Source organism: Bacillus sp. SDLI1, from assembly GCF_001553895.1.
GTDB lineage: Bacteria > Bacillota > Bacilli > Bacillales > Bacillaceae > Bacillus > Bacillus siamensis.
Map to the genome: position 1 here is coordinate 658286 of NZ_CP013950.1, position 21208 is coordinate 679493.

Here is a 21208-nt window from a genome sequence, read left to right on the forward strand (position 1 = left end):
CTTCCCGTTATAACCCTTCCAAGCCTCTCTGGACTTTCTTTAAAAGGTTTACATATGATTTTGTTTTTCCGTTACGTCCGTGTCTTCGTCATTTGCGTGCGGCAGGACAAGGTTCAGGATGACTCCGACGATTGCCGCAAGCGCCATGCCGGATATTTGAAACCCGCCTTTTGATACTTGAATGAACGCACCGCCGACGCCGATCACGAGGATGACGGATGTGATAATTAAATTTCGCTTGTTTTCATAATCAATGTTGTTGTCAATCAGCATTCTCAAGCCGCTGGAGGCGATGATTCCGAAGAGCAGGAAGGAAACGCCTCCCATAACCGCTGACGGAACAGAGCTGATCAGCGCTGAAACTTTGCCGATAAATCCGAAGCACAGCGCAATCACGCCGGCGCCGCCGATGACAAAGACGCTGAACACTCTCGTAATTGCAAGTACTCCGATGTTCTCGCCGTATGTCGTCGTCGGCGGGCCGCCGATTAACGAAGCGATGATCGTCGCAACACTGTCCCCCATTATGGAGCGGTGCAGTCCCGGCTTTTTAATGAAATCCTGTCCGACAACTTTACTCAGCACCATTTGATGGCCGATATGTTCTGACATCGTCACGAAAGCGACCGGCACCATCGCAGCCGCAATGCCCAACGTCACTGACGGCGTATAGTCTTTGAAAGGGATGATAAATTCAGGAACGGCGAACCATTTTGCATCAATGACCGGCTGGAAATTGACGATGCCCTGCGTCAGCGCAAACAGATATCCGCCTATAATGCCGATCAATACCGGAATCAGGCTTAAAAATCCCCGTAAAAAGATGGCGCAGATAATGGTGATGGCCAAAGTGACGCCGGCTACACTGAAATGTTTCAGGCTGTAGACGAGTTCCTTCGCATTCGGATCAGCATACATTGCCATATTGACAGCTGTACTCGCCAATCCGAGGCCGATGACGATGATGACCGGTCCGACGACCACCGGCGGCAGCAGCTTCATCAGCCACCCCGTTCCAAGCTGCCTGATGAGCAGTGCGATCAGGCCGTACACAATTCCCGCCAGGAAAGCGCCGACCATGGCAGCCCCCGGCCCTCCCGCCGCTTTCACCAAGATAATCGGTGATATAAAGGCGAATGATGAGCCGAGATAAGCGGGAATCCGGCCTTTTGTCACCAATAGATAGGCGAGTGTCCCGATTCCGCTCGTGACAAGCGCCACTGCCGGGCTCATTCCGACCAGTTTCGGCACGAGTATGGTTGAGCCGAACATGGCGAATAAATGCTGCAGGCTGAATGTCAGCCAGGACAATGGATTGGGGACGTCCCTGACTCCCAGGTTTACTTTTTTCTTACTCATGGCGTTTTCCTCCCGGTTGACTTTCAAATGGTATAAAAAAACCTCTTTGCTTATACGCAAAGAGGCATACAAAACCCGGCCGCGTCGATCCGCCCGGCTTTGTGTTTTAAAATCCTCTTTGCAGACTCTCTGGAATGCATTTAAAAAGGGTGATTATTCATTTTCGTATATGGCGACCATATCAGTCTGATCAACTTCACTCAGCTGAACCATCACTTTTTCAGCTTTTGAAGTCGGGATGTTTTTCCCGATATAGTCCGCTCTGATCGGCAGCTCCCGGTGCCCTCTGTCGACAAGCACGGCAAGCTGTATCGATGACGGCCGTCCGACATCAACGAGTGCATCCATCGCCGCTCTCACCGTCCGGCCGGTATAAAGCACATCATCGACCACAATGACCTTTTGGTCTGTGATATCAGCCGGAATGTCCGCGCCTTTTACAAGCGGTTCTTCATTGCTCGTTTTTTTGGTGAGATCGTCACGGTAAAGGGTAATATCAATTTCTCCGACGGTGACCGGATTTCCTTCAATCTGTTCGATCCGTTCAGCCAGCCGCTTTGCTAAATAAATGCCTCTTGTTTTAATCCCTACAAGAATGCAGTCATTCATTCCTTTATTCCGTTCGATCATTTCATGGGCTATCCTTGTCAGCGCCCTTCTGATGGCCTGTTCGTCGAGAATAACAGCTTTTTGATTCACTCGTGACACCTCTCCATTCGTATATAAGAAGAAAAAACCCCTCCTGCCAGAGCATAGAGGGGTTCCTTTCCAGGACGAAGACACACACGTATCTCTTCTGTCCTTTCCGTTATCCTTCTCAGCCTCTCTGGACTGTGTTAAAGAATCTATTCAGCTTGTTTTTATTATTTCAGAAAAGAAAGTCGCTGTCAATGGCTATTTCTCAAATGTTCAATGAGTTTTTGCATATCTTCAGGAAGGGGCGCTTCAAACTCCATGTATTCGCCCGTCCGCGGATGATCAAAACCTAATATTCCGGCATGAAGCGCCTGGCCGTTGAAATCAATGGTTTTTCTCGGTCCGTACTTCGGATCGCCTGCCAAAGGAAACCCGATATATTTCATATGAACGCGGATTTGATGCGTTCTTCCGGTTTCAAGACGGCACTCTACGAGCGTGAAGTCTTGAAAACGCTCAAGCACGTGGAAATGCGTGACGGCGTTTTTGCTGCCTTCTCTTGTTACGGTCATGCTTTGACGGTCTTTCTTATCTCTTCCGATCGGAGCGTCAATCGTTCCGTCATCATGTGAAATCAACCCGTGGACAACCGCTGTGTACTTTCTCGTCACGGTTTTATTGACGAGCTGATTAACGAGTGATTCATGCGCCATATCGTTTTTAGCGACCATTAACAGGCCGGAGGTATCTTTATCAATACGATGGACGATTCCCGGGCGCATGACGCCGTTAATGCCTGAAAGATCATTGCAGTGAGCCATCAGTCCGTTTACGAGCGTCCCTGTCACATGGCCGGGCGCCGGATGTACGACCATGCCCCGCGGTTTGTTCACAACCAAGACGTCCTGATCCTCATAGTAAATATCCAGATCCATCGGCTCTGCAAGCACGTCCAGTTCTTCCGGTTCAGGAATGGTGACGGTTACCTGATCGCCGGGCTGCATTTTGTAGTTGGCTTTGACGGATTTGCCGTTAACGGTTACCAGTCCCTCTTTCACCCATTGCTGCACCTGAGTGCGTGACCAGTTTTCTCCTGCTGCGGCCAAAAATTTATCAATCCGTTCGCTTTTTTGTTCAGGCTGAACGGTTATCTCAAATTGATTCATGTTATTGCTCCTTCTTTTTCCCGCTGTCAAACAGCATATGAATAAATAAAAGTATGACGCCGACGCACAGTGAGGAGTCCGCGATATTAAAAATCGGATAGTGATAATTCACGATGATGATATGAATAAAATCGACTACTTCCTGGCGTGCCGCCCGGTCGATAAAATTTCCGGCTGCACCTCCCAGCATTAAGCCGAGAGAAATTCCGAGTAACATCTGCCCTTTTGCATAACGCTGTATGTAATAAACGATTCCGATAATCACGGCGATGGTAATGACGTAGAAAAACCACATTTGGCCGGCTAAAATTCCCCATGCCGCTCCCGTGTTGCGATGAGAGGTGATATAAAGCACCTGATCGATGACAGGTATGCTTTGTCCCAATTCCATATGGCTGACGACAAGCCATTTGGTTAATTGGTCGGCAATAATAATAAAAAGAGCGATAAGATAATAAAGCACACACGTTCCTCCAGTATACAGTTACTTTTATCCTTTATGAATTTTATCAGTAAAAGATGCCGGAGTAAAGGCAGATCATAAGGGCATGAAGACAGACGCTGTCACTCATACAGCGCCTGATCATATGCATAATCTCCGGGTACCCAGTATGGAAGGGTTTTCTTTTCAAATTGAGCGGGATAATAAAAATCATCAGCGGTTCTGGCCGTCGGCAATACCGCAAGCTTGTCAATCGGAATGGGGGCGCCTGTTTTTTCACAATAACCGTACGTATTGTTTTCAAACTTAGACAGGGCAAGAAGAACATCCTGCAGTTCTTCTTTTACATGATAGATCAGAGTTGCTTCCTGGTCGTTCATTGAAGGTTCAACAGATGCTGACATTTGAAAGCAAGAATATTCGAATAATCTTGATTGAAGTTCTTCTTTCATCATGAGAAGCTCCGTGTGGATTGCGGTCAGTTGATCATTCATTCATCACAACTCCTGCTCTTGATGTTATAGCTTTATTGTTGCCTCCAGAGCGCCATTTGAAGCCCATAAGATTTTTCCTATCGTTCTAATCGATGACATTAGTGGCATGTAAAAAAACGCCCGGCTGTCAGCCGGGCGCTTTCTCATTCATTAATTTTGATAATATTTTTCAACGATTTCCGCATTGCGCAGTGATAATGTCGGATACTTCGGATTGGCGCCGACATCTTTAGAAATCACGCGGGACCGCTCACACATCTGACCTTCCGCTTTTTCTACGGTCATTTTTCCTGTTGTGAAGCTTTGCGCGTTTTCCGGCGCTTCGCTTTCGTCTTTTACTGTCAGTTCTGAGACGATAAACAGCTGTGCGATATTTTCTTTAATGGATGATAAGAGGTCGCGGTTTTCTTTGTTCGGATACAAAGTCAGACTCGCTTCCAATGATCTTCCGATAATTTTTTCGTTACGGGCAATTTCCAAAGCTTTCAGCACGTCATTGCGAAGCTCCATGAAACGGTCGAATTTTTCTTCTGTCGCCTGACTGTTCGGAACAGAGATGGTTTCCGGCATATCTGTCAGCTGCACGCTCGCCTCTTCAACAAATGATAAGTGAGACCACATTTCATCCGCCGTATGAGGGAGAATCGGCGCAGTCAGCTTTACTAACGCCAGCAGCGTTTCATAAAAGACTGTCTGCATGCTGCGGCGGTCCGGATGATCCGCATGCTCGATGTACACGACATCTTTTGCGAAATCAAGATAGAAAGAGCTGAGCTCGATCGTACAGAAATTATGAATGCTGTGATAAACAACCGCAAATTCATATTCATCGTACGCTTTTTTCACTTTATCGATCAGCTTATTCAGCTTGATCAGCATATATTGATCCACTTCACGAAGATCTTTTACATCAACGGCATTGACGCTTGGATCGAAATCGAACAGGTTGCCGTGAAGGAAGCGGAACGTGTTGCGGACTTTCCGGTATACTTCCGCGACCTGCTTCAGAATATCTTCAGAAACCGGGTGATCGGCCTGATAGTTTACGGAAGAAACCCATAAACGCAGAATTTCAGCTCCAAGCTGTTTTGCGATTTTTGTCGGCTCAATCGTATTGCCGAGTGATTTACTCATTTTACGGCCGTTTGCATCAAGTGTAAATCCGTGGCTTAATACGCCTTTATACGGCGCTTTGCCGGTGACTGCAACGGCAGTTGAAAGAGATGAGTTAAACCAGCCGCGGTATTGGTCAGAGCCTTCAAGGTATAAATCAGCCGGGCGGACGAGATCATCACGTTCCTCAAGAACGGCCTGATGAGAAGAACCTGAATCAAACCATACATCCATAATGTCTTGCTCTTTCGTAAAGATTCCGTTCGGGCTTCCCGGATGTGTAAATCCTTCAGGCAGAAGGTCTTTTGCCTCTCTTTCAAACCAGACGTTTGAGCCGTGCTGTTTGAACAGCTCAGAAACGTGTTCAATCGTTTCGTCAGTGATGATCGGCTCACCGTTTTCAGCATAAAATACCGGGATCGGAACGCCCCAGACGCGCTGTCTTGAAATACACCAGTCGCCGCGGTCGCGCACCATGTTGTAAAGGCGCTGTTCGCCCCACTCCGGCACCCACTTCGTTTGTTTGATGGCATCAAGCAGATCCGGTCTGAAATCTTTAATTGACGCAAACCATTGCGCTGTCGCTCTGAAGATAGTCGGTTTTTTTGTTCTCCAGTCATGCGGATAAGAGTGTGTAATAAACTCGAGCTTTAAGAGCGCGCCGTTTTCTTCAAGCTTCTCTGTGATCGGTTTATTGGCTTTATCGTAAAACATTCCTTCAAAGCCCGGCGCTTCGTCGGTCATGTTGCCTTTTTCATCGACAGGGCAAAGTACTTCTAAGCCGTACTTTTGGCCGACGATAAAGTCATCTTCCCCGTGGCCCGGAGCAGTATGAACACAGCCTGTTCCGGCATCGGTTGTGACGTGGTCACCGAGCATGACGAGTGAATCTCTGCCGTAAAGCGGATGTTCTGCAGTGATGTATTCTAACTCTCTGCCTTTATACGATGCGACAACTTCAGGATTTTCAAAGCCGCATGCCTCCGCTACGCTTTCGATTAATTCAGCCGCTACTACATAACGCTTGTCTCCAACCTTGATGACATTGTATTCAAGATCAGGATGAACGGAAATTCCGAGGTTGGCAGGCATTGTCCACGGCGTCGTCGTCCAGATAATAAAGCTTTCTCCGTTCTCGAGAACGCCTTTACCGTCTTTCACCTTAAATGCAACATAAATGGATGCCGAACGTTTATCCTGATATTCAATTTCCGCTTCTGCTAAGGCAGATTCACTTGAAGGCGACCAGTTGACAGGCTTCAGGCCTTTATAAATATAGCCTCTTTTCGCCATCTCGCCGAAAACGCGGATCTGCTGCGCTTCAAATTCAGGCTGAAGCGTAACATAAGGGTTTTCCCAATCGCCTCTGACGCCGAGACGCTTGAATTGTTCGCGCTGTCTTTCGATCTGCTGCCATGCATATTCTTCGCAAAGCTTGCGGAAATCGGCTACAGACATTTCTTTCCGGTTCACTTTTTTGTTTTTTGTCAGTGCCGTTTCAATCGGCAGACCGTGCGTGTCCCATCCCGGCACATACGGTGCGTTGTAGCCGCTCATTGATTTATAGCGGACGATAAAATCTTTCAGGATTTTATTCAGGGCATGACCCATGTGGATGTCTCCGTTTGCATAAGGAGGTCCGTCATGCAGTACGAATTTCGGGCGGTCTTTCGTCCGTTCTTGAACAAGACGGTAAATATCCTGCTCCTCCCATTCTTTCTGCATGTCAGGCTCACGGTTCGGCAGATTTCCGCGCATCGGAAAATCTGTTTTCGGCATTAACAGCGTATCTTTATAATCCATTTTCATTCCTCCACAACATTTTTCAGAAAATAAAAAAAGCCCTCTCATCCCATAAGGGACGAGAAAGCTTATCTCGCGGTACCACCCTTTTAGAAAAAACGGATCATCCGTCTTTTCCTCTCGAACATCGTAACGTGATGGAACGTCCTTTCCTACTCTCGGTTCAGAAAGGAAACTAAAGGGCTGATCTGCATGATTCCGGCCATCCCGGGCTTTCACCTTCCCCGGTTCGCTTTATGGCCTGCTTTGAGTCATGCCGGTCCCTTTCATCGTCTTTTCATCTGAATTTATGAACGTATTATATTCGAACGGGCCGAAGAATGTCAAGAAAATCTGAAAATTATTCTTTTTCCTCAAATACCGCGTCGACTTCGTATTCTAACAGATGATCCCAATCATCGTTTTTCAGCAGATCAAGCTGCGCCTCAATCAGCATTTGGAAACGCGTTCTGAACACTTTAGACTGTTTTTTCAGCTCTTCAATTTCCATTGCGATTTTTCTTGATTTGGAAAGCGACTCATTGATGATTCGATCAGCATTTTTTTCTGCTTCACGGACGATCAGCTTCGCCTCTTTCTGCGAATTGCGCTTTACGTCTTCTGCCGCTTCTTGAGCTACGAGAATTGACTTATTCAGCGTTTCTTCAATATTGGCAAAGTGTCCGATTTTTTCATCCAGCTCGTTCACTTTCGCCTCAAGCTCCGTTTTTTTACGGAGTGCGATTTCGTAATCTTTTCTGACCTGCATTAAAAATTCATTTACTTCATCTTCATCATATCCGCGAAAACCTTTTGTAAACGTTTTGTTATGGATATCATTCGGCGTTAATGGCATATTGCCACCTCCATTTTTACATTTCAGTACGGTTATCTAGTTCACATTATAAAACAAATACGGCCATAGATGGAGAAAAAATCTGAAAAAACGACTCATTTTTGCCGTTCGAATGTGACTTTCCATTTGTCTTTTTTCGTTTTTCCGTCTACTTTTGTCAAACTGCATCGTCCGAAGCCCCGAATCGAAAGCATGTCCCCTTCAGCAACCTGATAGGACGGATCCTCAACGGCTTTCCAATTCACCTTAACGAGCCCGTTTTTCACAAGGGTCTGCGCTTTCTGCCGGGATTGCCTGCTCATCGAAGCGCAGACGGCGTCGAGACGCAATGAAGAAACCGTGTCATCCCTTATTTCGACATCTGAAGCGGGAATGTGAAGGGCCGAAAGCTCGATTTTCTCAAGCTTTACCGGCGCTTTGCCCGCTTTGGTCAGCTGAGTGCCGACAAAATCGGCGATTTCACCGGAAACGATAAGCTGCACGGCTTCCTCTGAGAAAATCAGGTCGCCGTATTTCTGCCGCTTTAAGCCGATCCCCATTAATGATCCGAGAAGAGAGCGGTGATCGATGCTGACGAATTTTTCAGCGTATTGAACGTCAAAGGCCTGAAGCTCAAAATCATCTTGTTCAGGTTCCATATATTCAGGGTATAAAATCGCGCGTTTGCGCTCAGCTCTGTCATATCCCCCAAAAAAAGCAAGACCGCACGCATCGCCGATGACGGCTTTTACAATCACCTGTTCCCGCGGATCTAAGAAATCAGTCAGCTTCATCCGATATTGGTCCAGGACAATCTCTTTCCATTCAAGCGCCTGGTCGATAAAAGGCCGCTCGTCGTGTCTGAAGTGCTGGTAAATATCGCTCATGTTCTTTCCTTTCTATGTAAAGAGGCTTGGCTGGTGCCAAGCCCGTATCAAACTGTCGCATTCAAGTATACATTGCGATCATGCGGTATAGGCCCCAAAGTCCCGTCGTGGCAAACCGAAGCACGATAATCGCTACAATCGGGGATATATCCAGCATGGCAATGGGCGGAATGATCCTTCTGAACGGCTCTAAATACGGTTCGCAAATCGATGCGAGAAACCGTCCGACCGCCGTTTCTCTCGTACTCGGCACCCATGACATAAAGATGTAGATAATCAGGGCAAACGAGTAGATGTAAATTAAATAACTCAGAACGGAAAAAATTTGATAAAGAATCATCCTGCTTTACCACCTCTGATGTTCGTCTTCATTTATAAGCTCCGAAATCGTGCCGGAAACATCGACATTATCAGGCGTGCACAGAAAAATATCCGAACCGATTCTTTGAATGTCGCCGCCGATGGCATAGACGGTTCCGCTTAAAAAGTCGACGATTCTTTTCGCCTGATCATGCTGGATGCGCTGAAGATTGACGACAACCGCCCGCCTGTTCTTTAAATGATCGGCGATTTCCTGCGCTTCCGCATATACACGCGGTTCACTCAACACCACTTTAGAGGATTTCTGAACACTTTGCAAGCTTACTACGTTCTGTTTGCCCGCAGGCTTCTGAGCGTAGGCACTCTGTTTATCTTTTTGCTGTTCATGCTCTTCCGGACGATCCTGCTCCGTTTCAATGTATTCGTATTCGTACTCCTCCTCATCCATCGAGAAAAAGTTTTTCAGTTTATTTTTCATGCTCATTTGTTTACACCCCCTGTTTCATTTCCGACTAATGAAGAGCCGATTCTGATAAAAGTAGCGCCCTCTTCAACAGCGATTTCATAATCATTTGACATGCCCATTGACAGTTCCCGGCACGGTGCGTTTGTCTGGTTCAGCTTTTGCACCTGGTCCCTCAGATCACGCAATTGTCGGAAACAGGCTCTGATTGTTTCTGTATCGTCTGTCAGGGGAGCCATCGTCATCAGGCCCTCTACAGAAATGTTTCTAAACTCAGAAAGCTCTCTGATAAAGGGGATGACCTCCTCTGTTTTCAAACCGTGCTTAGACGGCTCAAGCGAAGTATTCACCTGCACAAAACAGCGAACCGCATGCTGCGCCCGTTTTTCAATTTCTTTAGCCAATGACAGTCTGTCTAAGGAATGTATATAAGATACACGGTCAACGACGGCCTTCACCTTTCTGGACTGAAGACTGCCGATAAAGTGCCACACGGGGCTGCCTTTGATGACATCCTGCTTACGGATAAGCTCGGCATCCCGGTTTTCTCCCAGACTTGTAATACCGGCATCCACGGCCTCTTGAGCCCTTTCGGCTGATACGTATTTTGTAACCGCGATGACGGTTACATCTTCGGGGCTTCGGCCCGATCTTTTACATGCTTCGTTTATTCTTTCGTTTATATGTCGTAATTGATCAGCAACACGCAAGATAACTTATGCCTCCTTCATTCCGATAAAGGACATCATGCGTCCCGTTTTTCCTTTGTCGCGGCGATGTGAAAAGAATAGTTCACGCTCTTGTTCGGTGCATAAACCGCTGACTGAAATGTTTTCTTCCGGAATGCCGCAATGTATCAGAAGAAGGCGGTTGACCTCTTTTAAATCAAGCTGATACCGGCCTTTTTCCGTTTCGCGTATGGCGGATTCTGCGGAAAACGGCAGCGCCCGGACTTCATTGATGACGCGGTCGTCGACGGTATAGCTGTCCGCGCTGATGGACGGACCGATGACGGCCTGAATATCTGTTAAGCGGGAGCCTTCTTCGTTTACCCAGCGTTCCGTCATGATGCACCCGATTTGTCTGACCGTCCCCTTCCATCCGGCATGGGCAGCGCCGATCATGGATTTCACCGGGTCATAAAAATACAAAGGCACACAGTCTGCAAAACACAGGCCCAAAAAAAGATCCGTATCTTTCGTATAGAGCCCGTCAGTCCCGCGGAATGCGGAGGAATAGTCTCTCGCCCCTTTACCTTTATCTCCCGCTGTCACGCATCGGACGCGGTTTTCATGTGTCTGATCGGCGAATACCCAGGAATCCAGATCAGTACCGCATAAGGACGCTATGATTTCACGGTTTTTCACAACATCATGAGCTTCGTCCCGGACGTGCAATCCGGTATTTAATGACTCATACGGAGGATTGCTGACACCGCCGTTTTTCGTTGTGAATCCGGCGATGACCTTTGTGTTATGCTGATTCACACGGTTCCAGTCTTCTATCATGAGTGCCGAGGGGGTGGTAAAACTAAACGGGTGATATGTATTCATGAAGATCCAACCTTTCGACAAACATTAAAAAGCGAATTTCCCACTCATTTTAACACAATTTTAAGCATACGTTTAGCGGCTGATTGAAAAATGAGATAAATAAATGTGCCGGAAACATTGAGATTTCCGGCTTTTTACAAGTAAAGGGAGGATTATGCTCCCCCCTTTGGTTCGTTTACACGCACTAAGATGACATCTTCCCCAATTTTAACTATATTTCGCCAAGGAATGATCATTTCCTCTTCTTTTCCGAAAAAACCGAGAACTTTTCCGCTGCCGCCTAAAATAATCGCCTGAATTTTTCCCGTTGTCACATTAATATCAATATCACCGATGCTTCCGAGTTTTTTTCCGTTCGACACGTTTACTACATCTTTTATTTGAAATTCAGATATGCTGATCATTTGTATCACGCCCTTTGCCCGTTCTTTTTCCTATTATATGAGCGGCCGGGCTGAACCTTGTCACATCGGGCAATCTTTTTTGCGGCTGCACCAGGTGTGGATAAATCTCAGCATGATTTTCGTATAGTCCATCAGCTCATCGACGGACACTTCTTCGTTTACGGAATGGGCGTTTTTTAAATCGCCGGGTCCGTATATGACGCTCGGAATCCCGGCATGATAAAGCCATCCTCCGTCTGTTACGGTTTGGGAAACATCAATGACGGGCTCCTGTTGTTTGACGGCTGAGTGCGATTCCGCCAGAACAGAAACGGCCGGATGGTCCGGGTCGATTTCCAGCGCCGGGAAGACCTCTCCTCTGTCTTCAATCATGGAAGATCCGCCCCATTTGAACACCGGCCTGTTTTCCCTGAGCCACAGATCACCGTCAGAGACACGATTGATATAGTCTTCGATTTCTGCCGCAGCTTGTTCGTGCGTTTCGTTCGGGTAAAAGTGGACGGTAATCCATAATCGGCATTCATCGGCGACAAACGCTGCGTGCCTTCCCCCTTCAATAACGGCGGGGTTGATCGTATTGGTGCCTGGTGAAAAGCCGGGATAGCTTTTCGTTACCGCCCAGTGGCGTTCCAGCTCTCCCAAGGCAGTGATGATTTTCGCCATTTTTTCGATTGCGCTCGCTCCGAATATGCCTCCGCCCGCATGAATCATATTGCGCCTCATGCCGTCATGAAATGTTTGTTTGCTTTTCAATTCTATCCAGCCGGTGATGACTCCGCCCTGCCCTTGAATATGCAGGCTGCTCGTATCCGCGACAACCGCAAAATCCGCGTGATAGCCGCGTTTGCAGCATTCCAGCGTCCCCGCCTCGCCGACTTCTTCTCCGATCACAGACTGTACAATGAGGTCGCCCGCAAGCTCAATGCCGGCATCATGGATCAGCTTCAGAGAAAAAAGAACACACGCCAATCCGCCTTTCATATCAGCGGCGCCTCTTCCGATCAGCATGCCGGCTTTAACGAGCGGCTGAAACGGGTCAGAGTCCCAGTCTTCATCCCTGACTTCGGCTACGTCAATGTGTCCGTTTAAAATCAGGCTTTGATGCCCGCTTGAATCTGTCCCTTTTAAAACACCGACTACGTTCGGGTCTTCCGGGTACACATCCCACATATCGACCGAGCAGCCCATTTCTTTTAAAAATCCGGCCACCCACTTCTGAGCTTCTGCTGTATTTCTTGCAGGCGGAGCCGGTGTCGGAAAGGCGATCAACCTTTCAGCAATATGTATTAAATCGCCCCGCCGTTTATCCGCCTGCTGCAGCAGCATGTCAAGCTGATTCATTGAACATCTCTCCTTTTGCTGTATTAAAAAAACCCGTTTCATCAAATGAAACGGGTAAAAACGGATTTCCCTCCGCTTTTTTTCACCGCTTCCCTCCGCCGGCATGATCCGGATCAGGTCCGTTAAGGGTTGAGACCAATGTCTCTCTCAGCTGCACGTCAGCAGCACCCCCAGGGTGAATTGATTTTAGTTGACGGATGATGCCGCTTTTGCACGCGTTAAAAATGGACGGCCGTTGTTCCATAAGACGTTGACAGGCATATCGAAAAACGCTGTAAGCCGCTCGTCAGAAAGCATGTCCTTGATTTTCCCGGCAGCGAACACCTCGCCTTGTTTTAAAAGCAGCGCCTGATCAAATACCGGCAGAATTTCTTCAGCATGATGAGTGACATAAAGGATGGACGGCGCATTTTCTTTTTCAGCGATCGACGTTATCGTGTCCAGCAGCTGCTCTCTTGCCATAAAATCGAGACCCGTCACGGGCTCATCCAAAATCAGCAGTTCCGGATCAGCCATAAGCGCCCGCGCAATCAGCGCTCTTTGCCTTTCCCCCTGAGATAACGTTTCATACCGTCTGTCCGCGAAACTAATGGCGCCTAAATCCTTCAGAAGACCGATCGCTTTTTCCCTCACTTGTTCACTCGGCGTTTCGTAAAGCCCGATTGAAGCGTACGCGCCGCTGAGGGCGATTTCAAAAGCGGAATCCGCGGCATATAATTTGTGCTGCAGACCCGCCGAAACAAGACCGATTTTTTTTCTGAGCCTGTCACCGAGCTCTGTTTTGCCGAATTGATGGCCGAGCACCTGCATCTCTCCTGAAGTGGGAAAGTAATAAGAACATAACATATTCAGCAAGGCTGTTTTTCCGGCTCCGTTCAGTCCGAACAGCACCCAATTTTCGTTTTTCTCAACGCGCCAGTTGATATTTTTCAAAATCCATTGGCCGTTTCTTTTTAATGACACATTGTCCAGCTGTAAAATCATTGCAGTTCCCCCGTTTATTTGTTTCAATTTTCTTAAAACTTTTACACATTAGAATACATCACTTTTTCGCAAACGTAAACCGGCGCACGAAAAAAGCCTTTAAAACAATGTTTAAAGGCTTTCTCCGTTATTGATGGATATTCTTATTCATTTGTTTAATGGCTGCCTTTTCAAGCCTTGAGACCTGAGCTTGGGATATGCCGATTTCTTCTGCGACTTCCATTTGGGTTTTCCCCTGGAAAAAGCGTTTTCGCAAAATCATTTTTTCCCGTTCGTTCAGTCTTCTCATGCCTTCTTTCAGAGCGAGCTCCTCAATCCATTGTGTATCCTTATTGCGCTCATCGCTGATCTGGTCCATCACGTAAATCGGATCGCCGCCGTCATTATAAATCGGCTCAAACAGTGATACCGGATCTTGGATGGCGTCAAGGGCAAACACAATTTCTTCATGGGGCACTTCAAGAACTTTGGCGATTTCCTCTGCTGTCGGCTCCCTGCTTGTCTCACTGATTAACCGCTCCCTTACTTGAAGCGCTTTATATGCGATATCGCGAAGCGACCTCGAGACGCGGATCGGATTGTTATCCCGCAAATATCTGCGGATTTCTCCGATAATCATCGGTACAGCGTATGTTGAAAACTTAACATTATGGCTTAGGTCAAAATTATCAATGGATTTCATTAGTCCGATGCAGCCGACCTGAAATAAGTCATCAACATACTCTCCTCTGTTGTTAAACCTCTGAATGACGCTTAAGACAAGGCGCAGATTGCCGTTTACAAGCTTTTCCCTCGCTGAATCATCGCCCTCATCCTGCAATTGCTTAAACAGCTTTCTCATCTCTTCATTCTTGAGTACCGGTAATTTGGAGGTATCCACCCCGCAAATTTCGACTTTATTTCTTGACACGTTTTTCCCTCCCACTAGGAGCTGCTGTACAACGTTAAGTATCTCCTCGGGTGGGAAAAATATGCACCGTCATTTTACAGAAATAAACATCCGGCACCGGCAATCCTTGCAGCAGTAAGGACTGTCAGATGGAAAAAATTTTACACCATTTTGTTAAACTCTTTTCTCAGTCTTTTAATAATCCGCTTTTCGAGCCGGGAGATATAAGATTGTGAAATCCCCATCATGTCGGCTACATCTTTTTGTGTTTTTTCTTCTTCACCGACAAGCCCGAATCGCAGTTCCATGATCTGCTTTTCTCTATCATTTAATTGCTCAAGCGCTTTTTTCAAAAGTTTTTTATCCACATTGGCTTCAATGTCTTTTGTAATAATATCATCATCTGTGCCGAGCACATCCGAAAGCAGCAGTTCGTTTCCGTCCCAATCAATGTTCAGCGGTTCATCAAAGGACACCTCTGAACGGATTTTATTGTTTCGGCGCAAGTACATTAAAATTTCGTTTTCAATACATCGTGACGCGTAGGTTGCGAGTTTGATTTTCTTTTCCGGATTAAACGTGTTTACCGCTTTGATTAAACCGATTGTGCCGATGCTGATTAAGTCCTCGATATTGATGCCGGTGTTTTCGAATTTGCGGGCAATGTAAACGACAAGGCGTAAGTTTCTCTCAATCAGGATGGCCCGCGCCGCCTGATCCCCGCTCGGCAGCTTTAATAAGAGCACCTGCTCCTCTTCTTTAGACAAAGGCGGCGGCAGCGCTTCGCTCCCTCCTATGTAATATACTTCATCACTTTTCAGTCCGAGTTTCATCAGCCATTTATACCATAAATATGTCAGACGCAACTTAAGTTTTTTCATCTTCCTCCCCCTTCTAAATACAATGCGTTTTGAGTATGATGAATAACAGACTTTTCGTCAGGATACATGCTTCACAGCCTTCCCGGTCAGCATCTTCGGGTGAACGATTCCGTCAAATTCACCATCCGCTGATAATGGTTTCGCGCTGATGCCGATCAGGCATTTTTCACATGCGATCATCTCGTCTTTCGTTATAATCGTGACGTAATCCGGCTTTAAACAGAGTAAAAATTGATTGTCCTGACCGACGCCCCTGTATGGAATCAGCCTCAGCTTATCCGCATGACGGAACGAATCATCAAGCTGCTCTATCACTTCAAGCGGACTGGCAGATTTGATGATGTCCGTTTCCTTTTCACTGAGAATCGGAGCGAATTTGTCAATGTGAAGGATCATGACCGGCGTTTTTGTCAGCGGATCATAAAGCTGATTCCCGGAATCCACCAGGCCTTTTGCGCGGATTGTCTGCCCGCTGAATTCTGCCTGAACCATGACAAGTTCTTCGTACTGAATGGACTTCGTCTCGATGTCTTCGATTCTCTTTTTCGAAAAAAACCATACGGCCGGAAATCCGATGACAACAAATATCCAGCTGATCGGGTCACCGAAGCCGGTCTGGCTCGTAACCATGGCGCCGTGTTCTACAATTGATTCTGTCTGCAGCAGGGAATGTACGCCGATCATTCCCCCGCCGACGAGAAAGGTCGCGAAATAAAAGGCGAACAAATTTTGAAAAAAGTACCGAAATCGTTTAAAGCCAAAAGCCGTAAGCACGATGACAACTGAAAATGCCATTTTTCCCGCCGGATGCTCCACAAAGGGAGAAACAGGCGTAAACATCAGAAGCACAATGGCTGATCCGATGAAACCGCCGGCGGCCACTCTTCTTTTTTTCACCTGGCGTTTTAAAATAAAGGCGGTTAATAAAAGCAAAAGAGAATCAAAACAAAAGTTCAACAGCCAAATGACATCCAGATAGATTTTCACATCTGACCCCTTTCCTCTTTTGTCTTACATATCTGTTTCTCTCTCTTGTTTCATAAGTATAAAGCAAGCTCTGTGGGAAAGTCTGTCAATTAATGTTGAGGGGAAAGTACAATTTTTAAGGGATAACCGTTTTATTTGTCGAGGGTCGAAGAGATTGATTTCCTATTGACCGTCTCAGCAAAAAAAGCGCTGCCGTGTCCCGGCAGCGCTCTGTTTTACTCATTGATATAAAGTTTTCCTTTTGCTGTCTGTCTCGTTTCATTTCCATAGTCATCTCTTGCAATAACGTCAATTTTTGCTCCGCTTGCCTTGATGGAAGAAGTCGCCGTCCAGTAACCCTCATATCGTCCCGGAGAAATTTCTCTCAGCGGAAGCTCCGTCGCGTTTTGGGTCCCTGTCCGGGCGTTTGCCAGAGGCATACGGATCACGAAAGAGGCGTCTAATTTCTTCCCGCTTGAAAAAGCGATTTTCACTGATTCTCCGGCTTTTAATTCTTTATCCGCTCCGGGAACCAATCCGGAGATGACGGGAGCGTGATAATTGACATCAATCACCGTCTTTTTTGTTGTTTTGTTACCCGCTTCGTCTGAGGCCGTGACTTTGATTTCGTTGCTGCCGTTTTCCAAAAGGATTCTTGCTTGATAAGAGCCGTCACTCACCTCGGCCTTTTTGCCGTTCACCTTCACCCATTTTAGATGGTTATCGTAAGCTTTTCCTTTTACAGTCACCGCTTCTTTATTTGTTTTATCTCCGTTTGCCGGACTGTCAATCGTCACATCCGGCTTATCCTGATCGAGTATGACCGTGACAGGGCGTGACTCATCGGTTGATCCCTTGTCCGTCACAGATGCCGCCGTCAGCCGATTGGCATCTTTACGCAGTGTGACATCAGCCTGGAAATGGCCGTCTGCATCCGCTTTCGTTTCAGCGGCGGTTTTACCGTTATTGGTCAGGCGGACTGCGGTTCTTGGTGAAGCCGTTCCTTTCACCGTGATGGACTTCTTGTTTGTAAATGACCGGTCATCAGGCGACGTGATGTCAGGCACGGAAGCTTCGTAGTCGACTAAAGCCCTGATCATAAAGTTTCCGTCTGATTTATCGGCTTTTGACCAGCTGCCGTCGAGGTATTGCCAGTTTCTGTTCGAATATGGACTGCCGTCGTCAGATGACAGGGCAGGTGAATAAGGATCGGGTTTCGTCTGGCGGAGCACAAGATAAAAATCCTTTCCGACCTCGATTCCTTTTGAGCTGAGATCCACTTTGGTCCATTCTCCGTTTCGAAGCGCTTCAGCTTGGAACGGGCCGGCAATTTTGCTGCCCGGGCCCCCGTCAGGGCCGGATGCATCATATACTTCTGCTTGAAATTCTGTACCGCCCGGATCAGGCCAGTCCGCGCCCCAAAATTTAAAGAGGCCTCCTGTCAGCATACCGTGTTCTTTTCCATCTTTAAGCGTCATCTTAACGGCAGATTTGCTGCCTGCCTTAAAATAGGACAGTCCGGCTTCTTCAGTTCCGTTATCATAGGCAATTTCCCCTTCATAGCCGATATACGGCTTAAGCTTGGCGTTTTTTTCAGCATCCCCTTTGATGTCAACAGAAAATTCACTGTTGTAAAAGCCTTTTGCGGCTACTTTAATGGTGTATGAGCCTTCGTACGCCTGAAGCGAATATTCCCCTTTATCATTTGTCACCGCAGGCTCAATTGCAGCGTCCTCCACTACATAAAGCGCGGCCCCTTCCACCGGTTCGCCTGTCGACTGATTGGTGATGGTTCCTTTTAACGTGCCGGACGGCATTTGCTCCAGTGTAAAGTCTGCCTGTGCGGTTTTGTCTGCTTGAACAGAAACTTGTTTTGCAGCGGGTTTAAATCCGTATGCCTCGGCTTTCAGCGTATAGTTTCCCGCTTTATGAGACAGGCTGTAGCTTCCGGTTGCGGGGTCGGAATACACGGATTTCCCCGTCTCGGCGACACTGATTTGCGCTCTGAGCGGCAGGAGATTCGTTTCTCGTTTCACCGGTTTTCCGGATGATTTTACCGCCGGTTTGGCCAGTTTCGGACTGACGGCTTTTTTCTTCAGATGGCCGGGCGGTGTTTGTCTATTGTGTTTACTTTTTTTGGCCGCCTTGCCGAGAGGGCTGCTTGAAAGCCGGACGTCATCAATATACCATCCGTCTTCATTGAGTACTTCGTCTGACTGCATATTAAACATAAGCTTTATATTTTGGCCTTTATACGCGGATAAGTCTGCTTCTTCATCATTCCACCCTGCGGAGTCACCATTGTAAACAGCAGCCTGCTCCCAATTCGATTTTCCTTCCGGCAGAACGAACACGTACCCGTAATCAAAAAATTCTTCGAGCTTGTGCCAGCTTTTAAATTGCAAAAACAATCGTCCTGAATCCGGAACCTGGATCGGAGGCATCACCAAATTCATATTGGCTGAATCGGCATACGGTCCGGACAGGTTCGTCGCATACACTTTATCTCCGGAAAATGCAGCGCCGGGGCCTGAACTCGGAATCCCCCATTCCCATTGGTCATGTGTCCCGTAACTGGACCAGCCGGCCGGCTGTGATTCAAAATCTTCTTTGTACCCCGCCGTAATGCTCGGTTTTACATCAGCCCGGTACGTATCAGATTCTGCAGAATGACCCCCGAAATCTTTTATTGTCCATTTATAACTTACCGTGCTGCCCGTTACGTGCGGAATTTCTGCCTGATAGAGTCCCTTTTTTTCATCACCGCTTTTTTGAACGGCGGCGATCGTTTTCCACTCTCCTTTATCAAATTGATAGGAAAGTAACACCTCAGTCACGCTTACATCATCTTCTGCTGTAACCGTTAACGGCAGATTTGCCCCTTTGTAAGCTTCATGGACGGGTTCATGCTGCCAGCTGGGGGGATTGTGATCTTCGCCCGCAGAAGATACTTTGCCTTCTACGCTTCCGATTCCGTCTGTTACGGCAGAAACGGCGTCAAAAGCATTGACTAAACCGTGGCCGTAGCCGTTATTCGGTGATTCTGGAAAAACGGAGTCTGTCAGCTTTTCAGCGGTGCGCGTCAAAACGTCTTCCATTTCATCAACCGTAATAGACGCGTTCGCCTGCCTTAACAAAGCCGCCGTCGCCGCCACATGCGGCCCGGCCATTGAAGTTCCGTTCCAGCCGCCTTCATATGTTCCCCCAGGAATAGAGGAACGGATATTCACTCCCGGAGCCGAAATATCCGGCTTAGTTTCATGATACGGTGAGGGGCCTTGAAGTGAGAAATCAGCGAGTTTCTTGTCGATGTCAGTCGCACCTGTCGCAAATGCTTCCGGATAATTGGCCGGATTTGCGATTGAACCGGGTCCTCCCGGTGTAAATAAGTCTTCATTTCCCGCAGAGAATTCCGGAAAAATCTCGGCTGCTCTCCATGCATTCACCATATCGCGGTACCACTCGTCCATACCTGAACCGCCTGCCCAGGAATTATTGACAACATCCGGCGCCATCTCGGGATGCGGAGTGCCGTTTTTATCTTTTGGCGCGAGCACCCATTCACCGGCATCCAAAATATCGGCATCGGTTCCTCCGTCATCTGAAAATGCTTTTACTGCGATCCATTTCGCGCCCGGAGCGACACCGATTTGATTTGAGCCGTCAGGTTCTGAACCCGTCATGGTTCCTGTTACATGAGTGCCGTGTTCAAGATCATCGTAGGGCGCGTCTTTTTTAGACACGGCATCATACCAGTTCATTTCATGGTTCGGCGCTGCGGGATTTTCAGGATCGTACCCCCGGTATTTCTCCTTAAGCGCCGGGTGATCCCACTGAACCCCTGTATCAATGGAGGCGACAACCGTACCGGTGCCGTCGTACCCTGAGGCCCAGGCCTTCGGCGCATCAATTTGGCTGATGTTCCATTCAACGCCTCCCTTTGCCTTGATCTCTTTTTGTTTTTTCTTCAATTGAAAAGGAGCTTTCGATTGAGTAAGCTGACGCTTTTCATTCGGGAGAACTTTTTCTACTTCAGGAAATGAGGCAACTTTCTCCATCACCTCTTTCGAAGCCGTGACTGCCATTCCGTTGACAATATAATAGGAATGGATGCGCTCCGCCTTGCCTTTCTTTTTTTGTTTTTCCAAATATGTTTTTATATTCTGCTGGGCATTATGAGCCGCTACTTTTAAAGAAGAGACGACCGCTGACCGCTTTTGATATTCTGTTTTTGCTGCAGAAAGCGATTGGGACTTGGCGTTTTTCTCTGCTTCTTTGACCGCTTTTTTCGTATCGGCTTTCTCTTTAAATTTGATGAGAAATGTGACTTTATCATTTTTCTCAAAACGCTTCTTGACCGAATCGGAAATCTTATGCTGAATGCTCTTAGAGGAAGAAAGATCTTTGGTGGCAGAAACTGTTCCCGGTGCGGTCTCCGCTACGGCTGCACCCGGAAACAGCAGTGAACTGACGACAATCGCGCTTAAAACGGAGCCTGTCCATCTGTTTCTCATTTTTTTCTTCAATCGTATCCCCCCTTATTTGGAAATGCAATATAAATTTGTATTCCTCCCCTCTCAATTGGAATGGTTTGTCATTTCGATGCTGTACGTTAAATGTAGACAATCTTCTATTCAGATATTGTCACATTCTGTCAGAAAGCCGGACGAAACTAGAAAACAATCAATTGGT

Annotated in this window: 19 protein-coding genes, 1 riboswitch and 1 other annotated feature; all 19 genes read right to left on the reverse strand. The window is 47.2% G+C overall.

The annotated features are described in order from the left end of the window. Nucleotides 1–48: 48 nt before the first annotated feature. A complete protein-coding gene (gene pyrP / locus AUL54_RS02890) occupies nucleotides 49–1359 on the reverse strand; it encodes a uracil permease PyrP (protein WP_060962834.1) in 1311 nt (436 codons plus the stop codon). Nucleotides 1360–1512: 153 nt separating this feature from the next. After that, nucleotides 1513–2058 (reverse strand): bifunctional pyrimidine operon transcriptional regulator/uracil phosphoribosyltransferase, encoded by a 546-nt coding sequence (gene pyrR / locus AUL54_RS02895; RefSeq protein ID WP_003154392.1) that lies wholly within the window; start codon nucleotides 2056–2058, stop codon nucleotides 1513–1515. A gap of 188 nt (nucleotides 2059–2246) precedes the next feature. Further along, nucleotides 2247–3161 (reverse strand): RluA family pseudouridine synthase, encoded by a 915-nt coding sequence (locus AUL54_RS02900; RefSeq protein WP_047475104.1) that lies wholly within the window; start codon nucleotides 3159–3161, stop codon nucleotides 2247–2249. A gap of 1 nt (nucleotide 3162) precedes the next feature. Beyond that, nucleotides 3163–3624: a signal peptidase II gene (lspA, locus tag AUL54_RS02905; protein ID WP_060962835.1), complete on the reverse strand. Its 462-nt coding sequence runs from the start codon at nucleotides 3622–3624 to the stop codon at nucleotides 3163–3165. Nucleotides 3625–3725: 101 nt separating this feature from the next. Further along, complete coding sequence (locus AUL54_RS02910) at nucleotides 3726–4097, reverse strand: TraR/DksA family transcriptional regulator (RefSeq protein WP_060962836.1); 372 nt, start codon at nucleotides 4095–4097, stop codon at nucleotides 3726–3728. Nucleotides 4098–4247: 150 nt separating this feature from the next. Further along, nucleotides 4248–7013, reverse strand: a complete 2766-nt coding sequence (ileS, locus tag AUL54_RS02915) for an isoleucine--tRNA ligase (RefSeq protein WP_060962837.1) — start codon at nucleotides 7011–7013, stop codon at nucleotides 4248–4250. A gap of 51 nt (nucleotides 7014–7064) precedes the next feature. After that, nucleotides 7065–7292: a binding site (T-box leader), on the reverse strand. Between the two features lie 61 nt (nucleotides 7293–7353). Next, on the reverse strand, nucleotides 7354–7848 hold the full coding sequence (divIVA, locus tag AUL54_RS02920) for a septum site-determining protein DivIVA (protein ID WP_003154406.1): 495 nt from the start codon (nucleotides 7846–7848) through the stop codon (nucleotides 7354–7356). Between the two features lie 95 nt (nucleotides 7849–7943). Next, nucleotides 7944–8714 (reverse strand): YlmH family RNA-binding protein, encoded by a 771-nt coding sequence (locus AUL54_RS02925; protein ID WP_047475109.1) that lies wholly within the window; start codon nucleotides 8712–8714, stop codon nucleotides 7944–7946. Between the two features lie 61 nt (nucleotides 8715–8775). After that, nucleotides 8776–9054 (reverse strand): YggT family protein, encoded by a 279-nt coding sequence (locus tag AUL54_RS02930; RefSeq protein WP_016936193.1) that lies wholly within the window; start codon nucleotides 9052–9054, stop codon nucleotides 8776–8778. Nucleotides 9055–9060: 6 nt separating this feature from the next. Next, entirely contained in the window at nucleotides 9061–9519 is a 459-nt protein-coding gene (gene sepF / locus AUL54_RS02935; protein ID WP_060962838.1) for a cell division protein SepF, read from the reverse strand. Further along, nucleotides 9516–10208 (reverse strand): YggS family pyridoxal phosphate-dependent enzyme, encoded by a 693-nt coding sequence (locus AUL54_RS02940; protein ID WP_060962839.1) that lies wholly within the window; start codon nucleotides 10206–10208, stop codon nucleotides 9516–9518. The genes sepF and AUL54_RS02940 overlap by 4 nt, the downstream gene beginning before the upstream one ends. A gap of 6 nt (nucleotides 10209–10214) precedes the next feature. Next, nucleotides 10215–11051, reverse strand: coding sequence for a peptidoglycan editing factor PgeF (pgeF, locus tag AUL54_RS02945; RefSeq protein WP_060962840.1), 837 nt, complete (start codon nucleotides 11049–11051; stop codon nucleotides 10215–10217). A gap of 152 nt (nucleotides 11052–11203) precedes the next feature. Further along, nucleotides 11204–11455 (reverse strand): YlmC/YmxH family sporulation protein, encoded by a 252-nt coding sequence (locus tag AUL54_RS02950; RefSeq protein WP_003154415.1) that lies wholly within the window; start codon nucleotides 11453–11455, stop codon nucleotides 11204–11206. A 60-nt stretch (nucleotides 11456–11515) separates the two neighbouring features. After that, nucleotides 11516–12796 carry an acetylornithine deacetylase gene (locus AUL54_RS02955; protein ID WP_060965042.1) on the reverse strand — a complete coding sequence of 427 codons (1281 nt, stop codon included), beginning with the start codon at nucleotides 12794–12796 and terminating at the stop codon, nucleotides 11516–11518. Nucleotides 12797–12869: 73 nt separating this feature from the next. After that, nucleotides 12870–12978, reverse strand: a riboswitch (TPP riboswitch). A 4-nt stretch (nucleotides 12979–12982) separates the two neighbouring features. Continuing rightward, nucleotides 12983–13780 carry an ABC transporter ATP-binding protein gene (locus AUL54_RS02960; RefSeq protein WP_060962841.1) on the reverse strand — a complete coding sequence of 266 codons (798 nt, stop codon included), beginning with the start codon at nucleotides 13778–13780 and terminating at the stop codon, nucleotides 12983–12985. Nucleotides 13781–13907: 127 nt separating this feature from the next. Further along, a complete protein-coding gene (gene sigG / locus AUL54_RS02965; RefSeq protein ID WP_013352181.1) occupies nucleotides 13908–14690 on the reverse strand; it encodes an RNA polymerase sporulation sigma factor SigG in 783 nt (260 codons plus the stop codon). Nucleotides 14691–14830: 140 nt separating this feature from the next. Continuing rightward, entirely contained in the window at nucleotides 14831–15550 is a 720-nt protein-coding gene (gene sigE, locus AUL54_RS02970) for an RNA polymerase sporulation sigma factor SigE (RefSeq protein ID WP_016936200.1), read from the reverse strand. A gap of 57 nt (nucleotides 15551–15607) precedes the next feature. Beyond that, a complete protein-coding gene (spoIIGA, locus tag AUL54_RS02975; RefSeq protein ID WP_060962842.1) occupies nucleotides 15608–16537 on the reverse strand; it encodes a sigma-E processing peptidase SpoIIGA in 930 nt (309 codons plus the stop codon). Between the two features lie 215 nt (nucleotides 16538–16752). Then, nucleotides 16753–21042, reverse strand: coding sequence for a S8 family peptidase (locus AUL54_RS02980; protein WP_060962843.1), 4290 nt, complete (start codon nucleotides 21040–21042; stop codon nucleotides 16753–16755). Nucleotides 21043–21208: the final 166 nt, after the last annotated feature.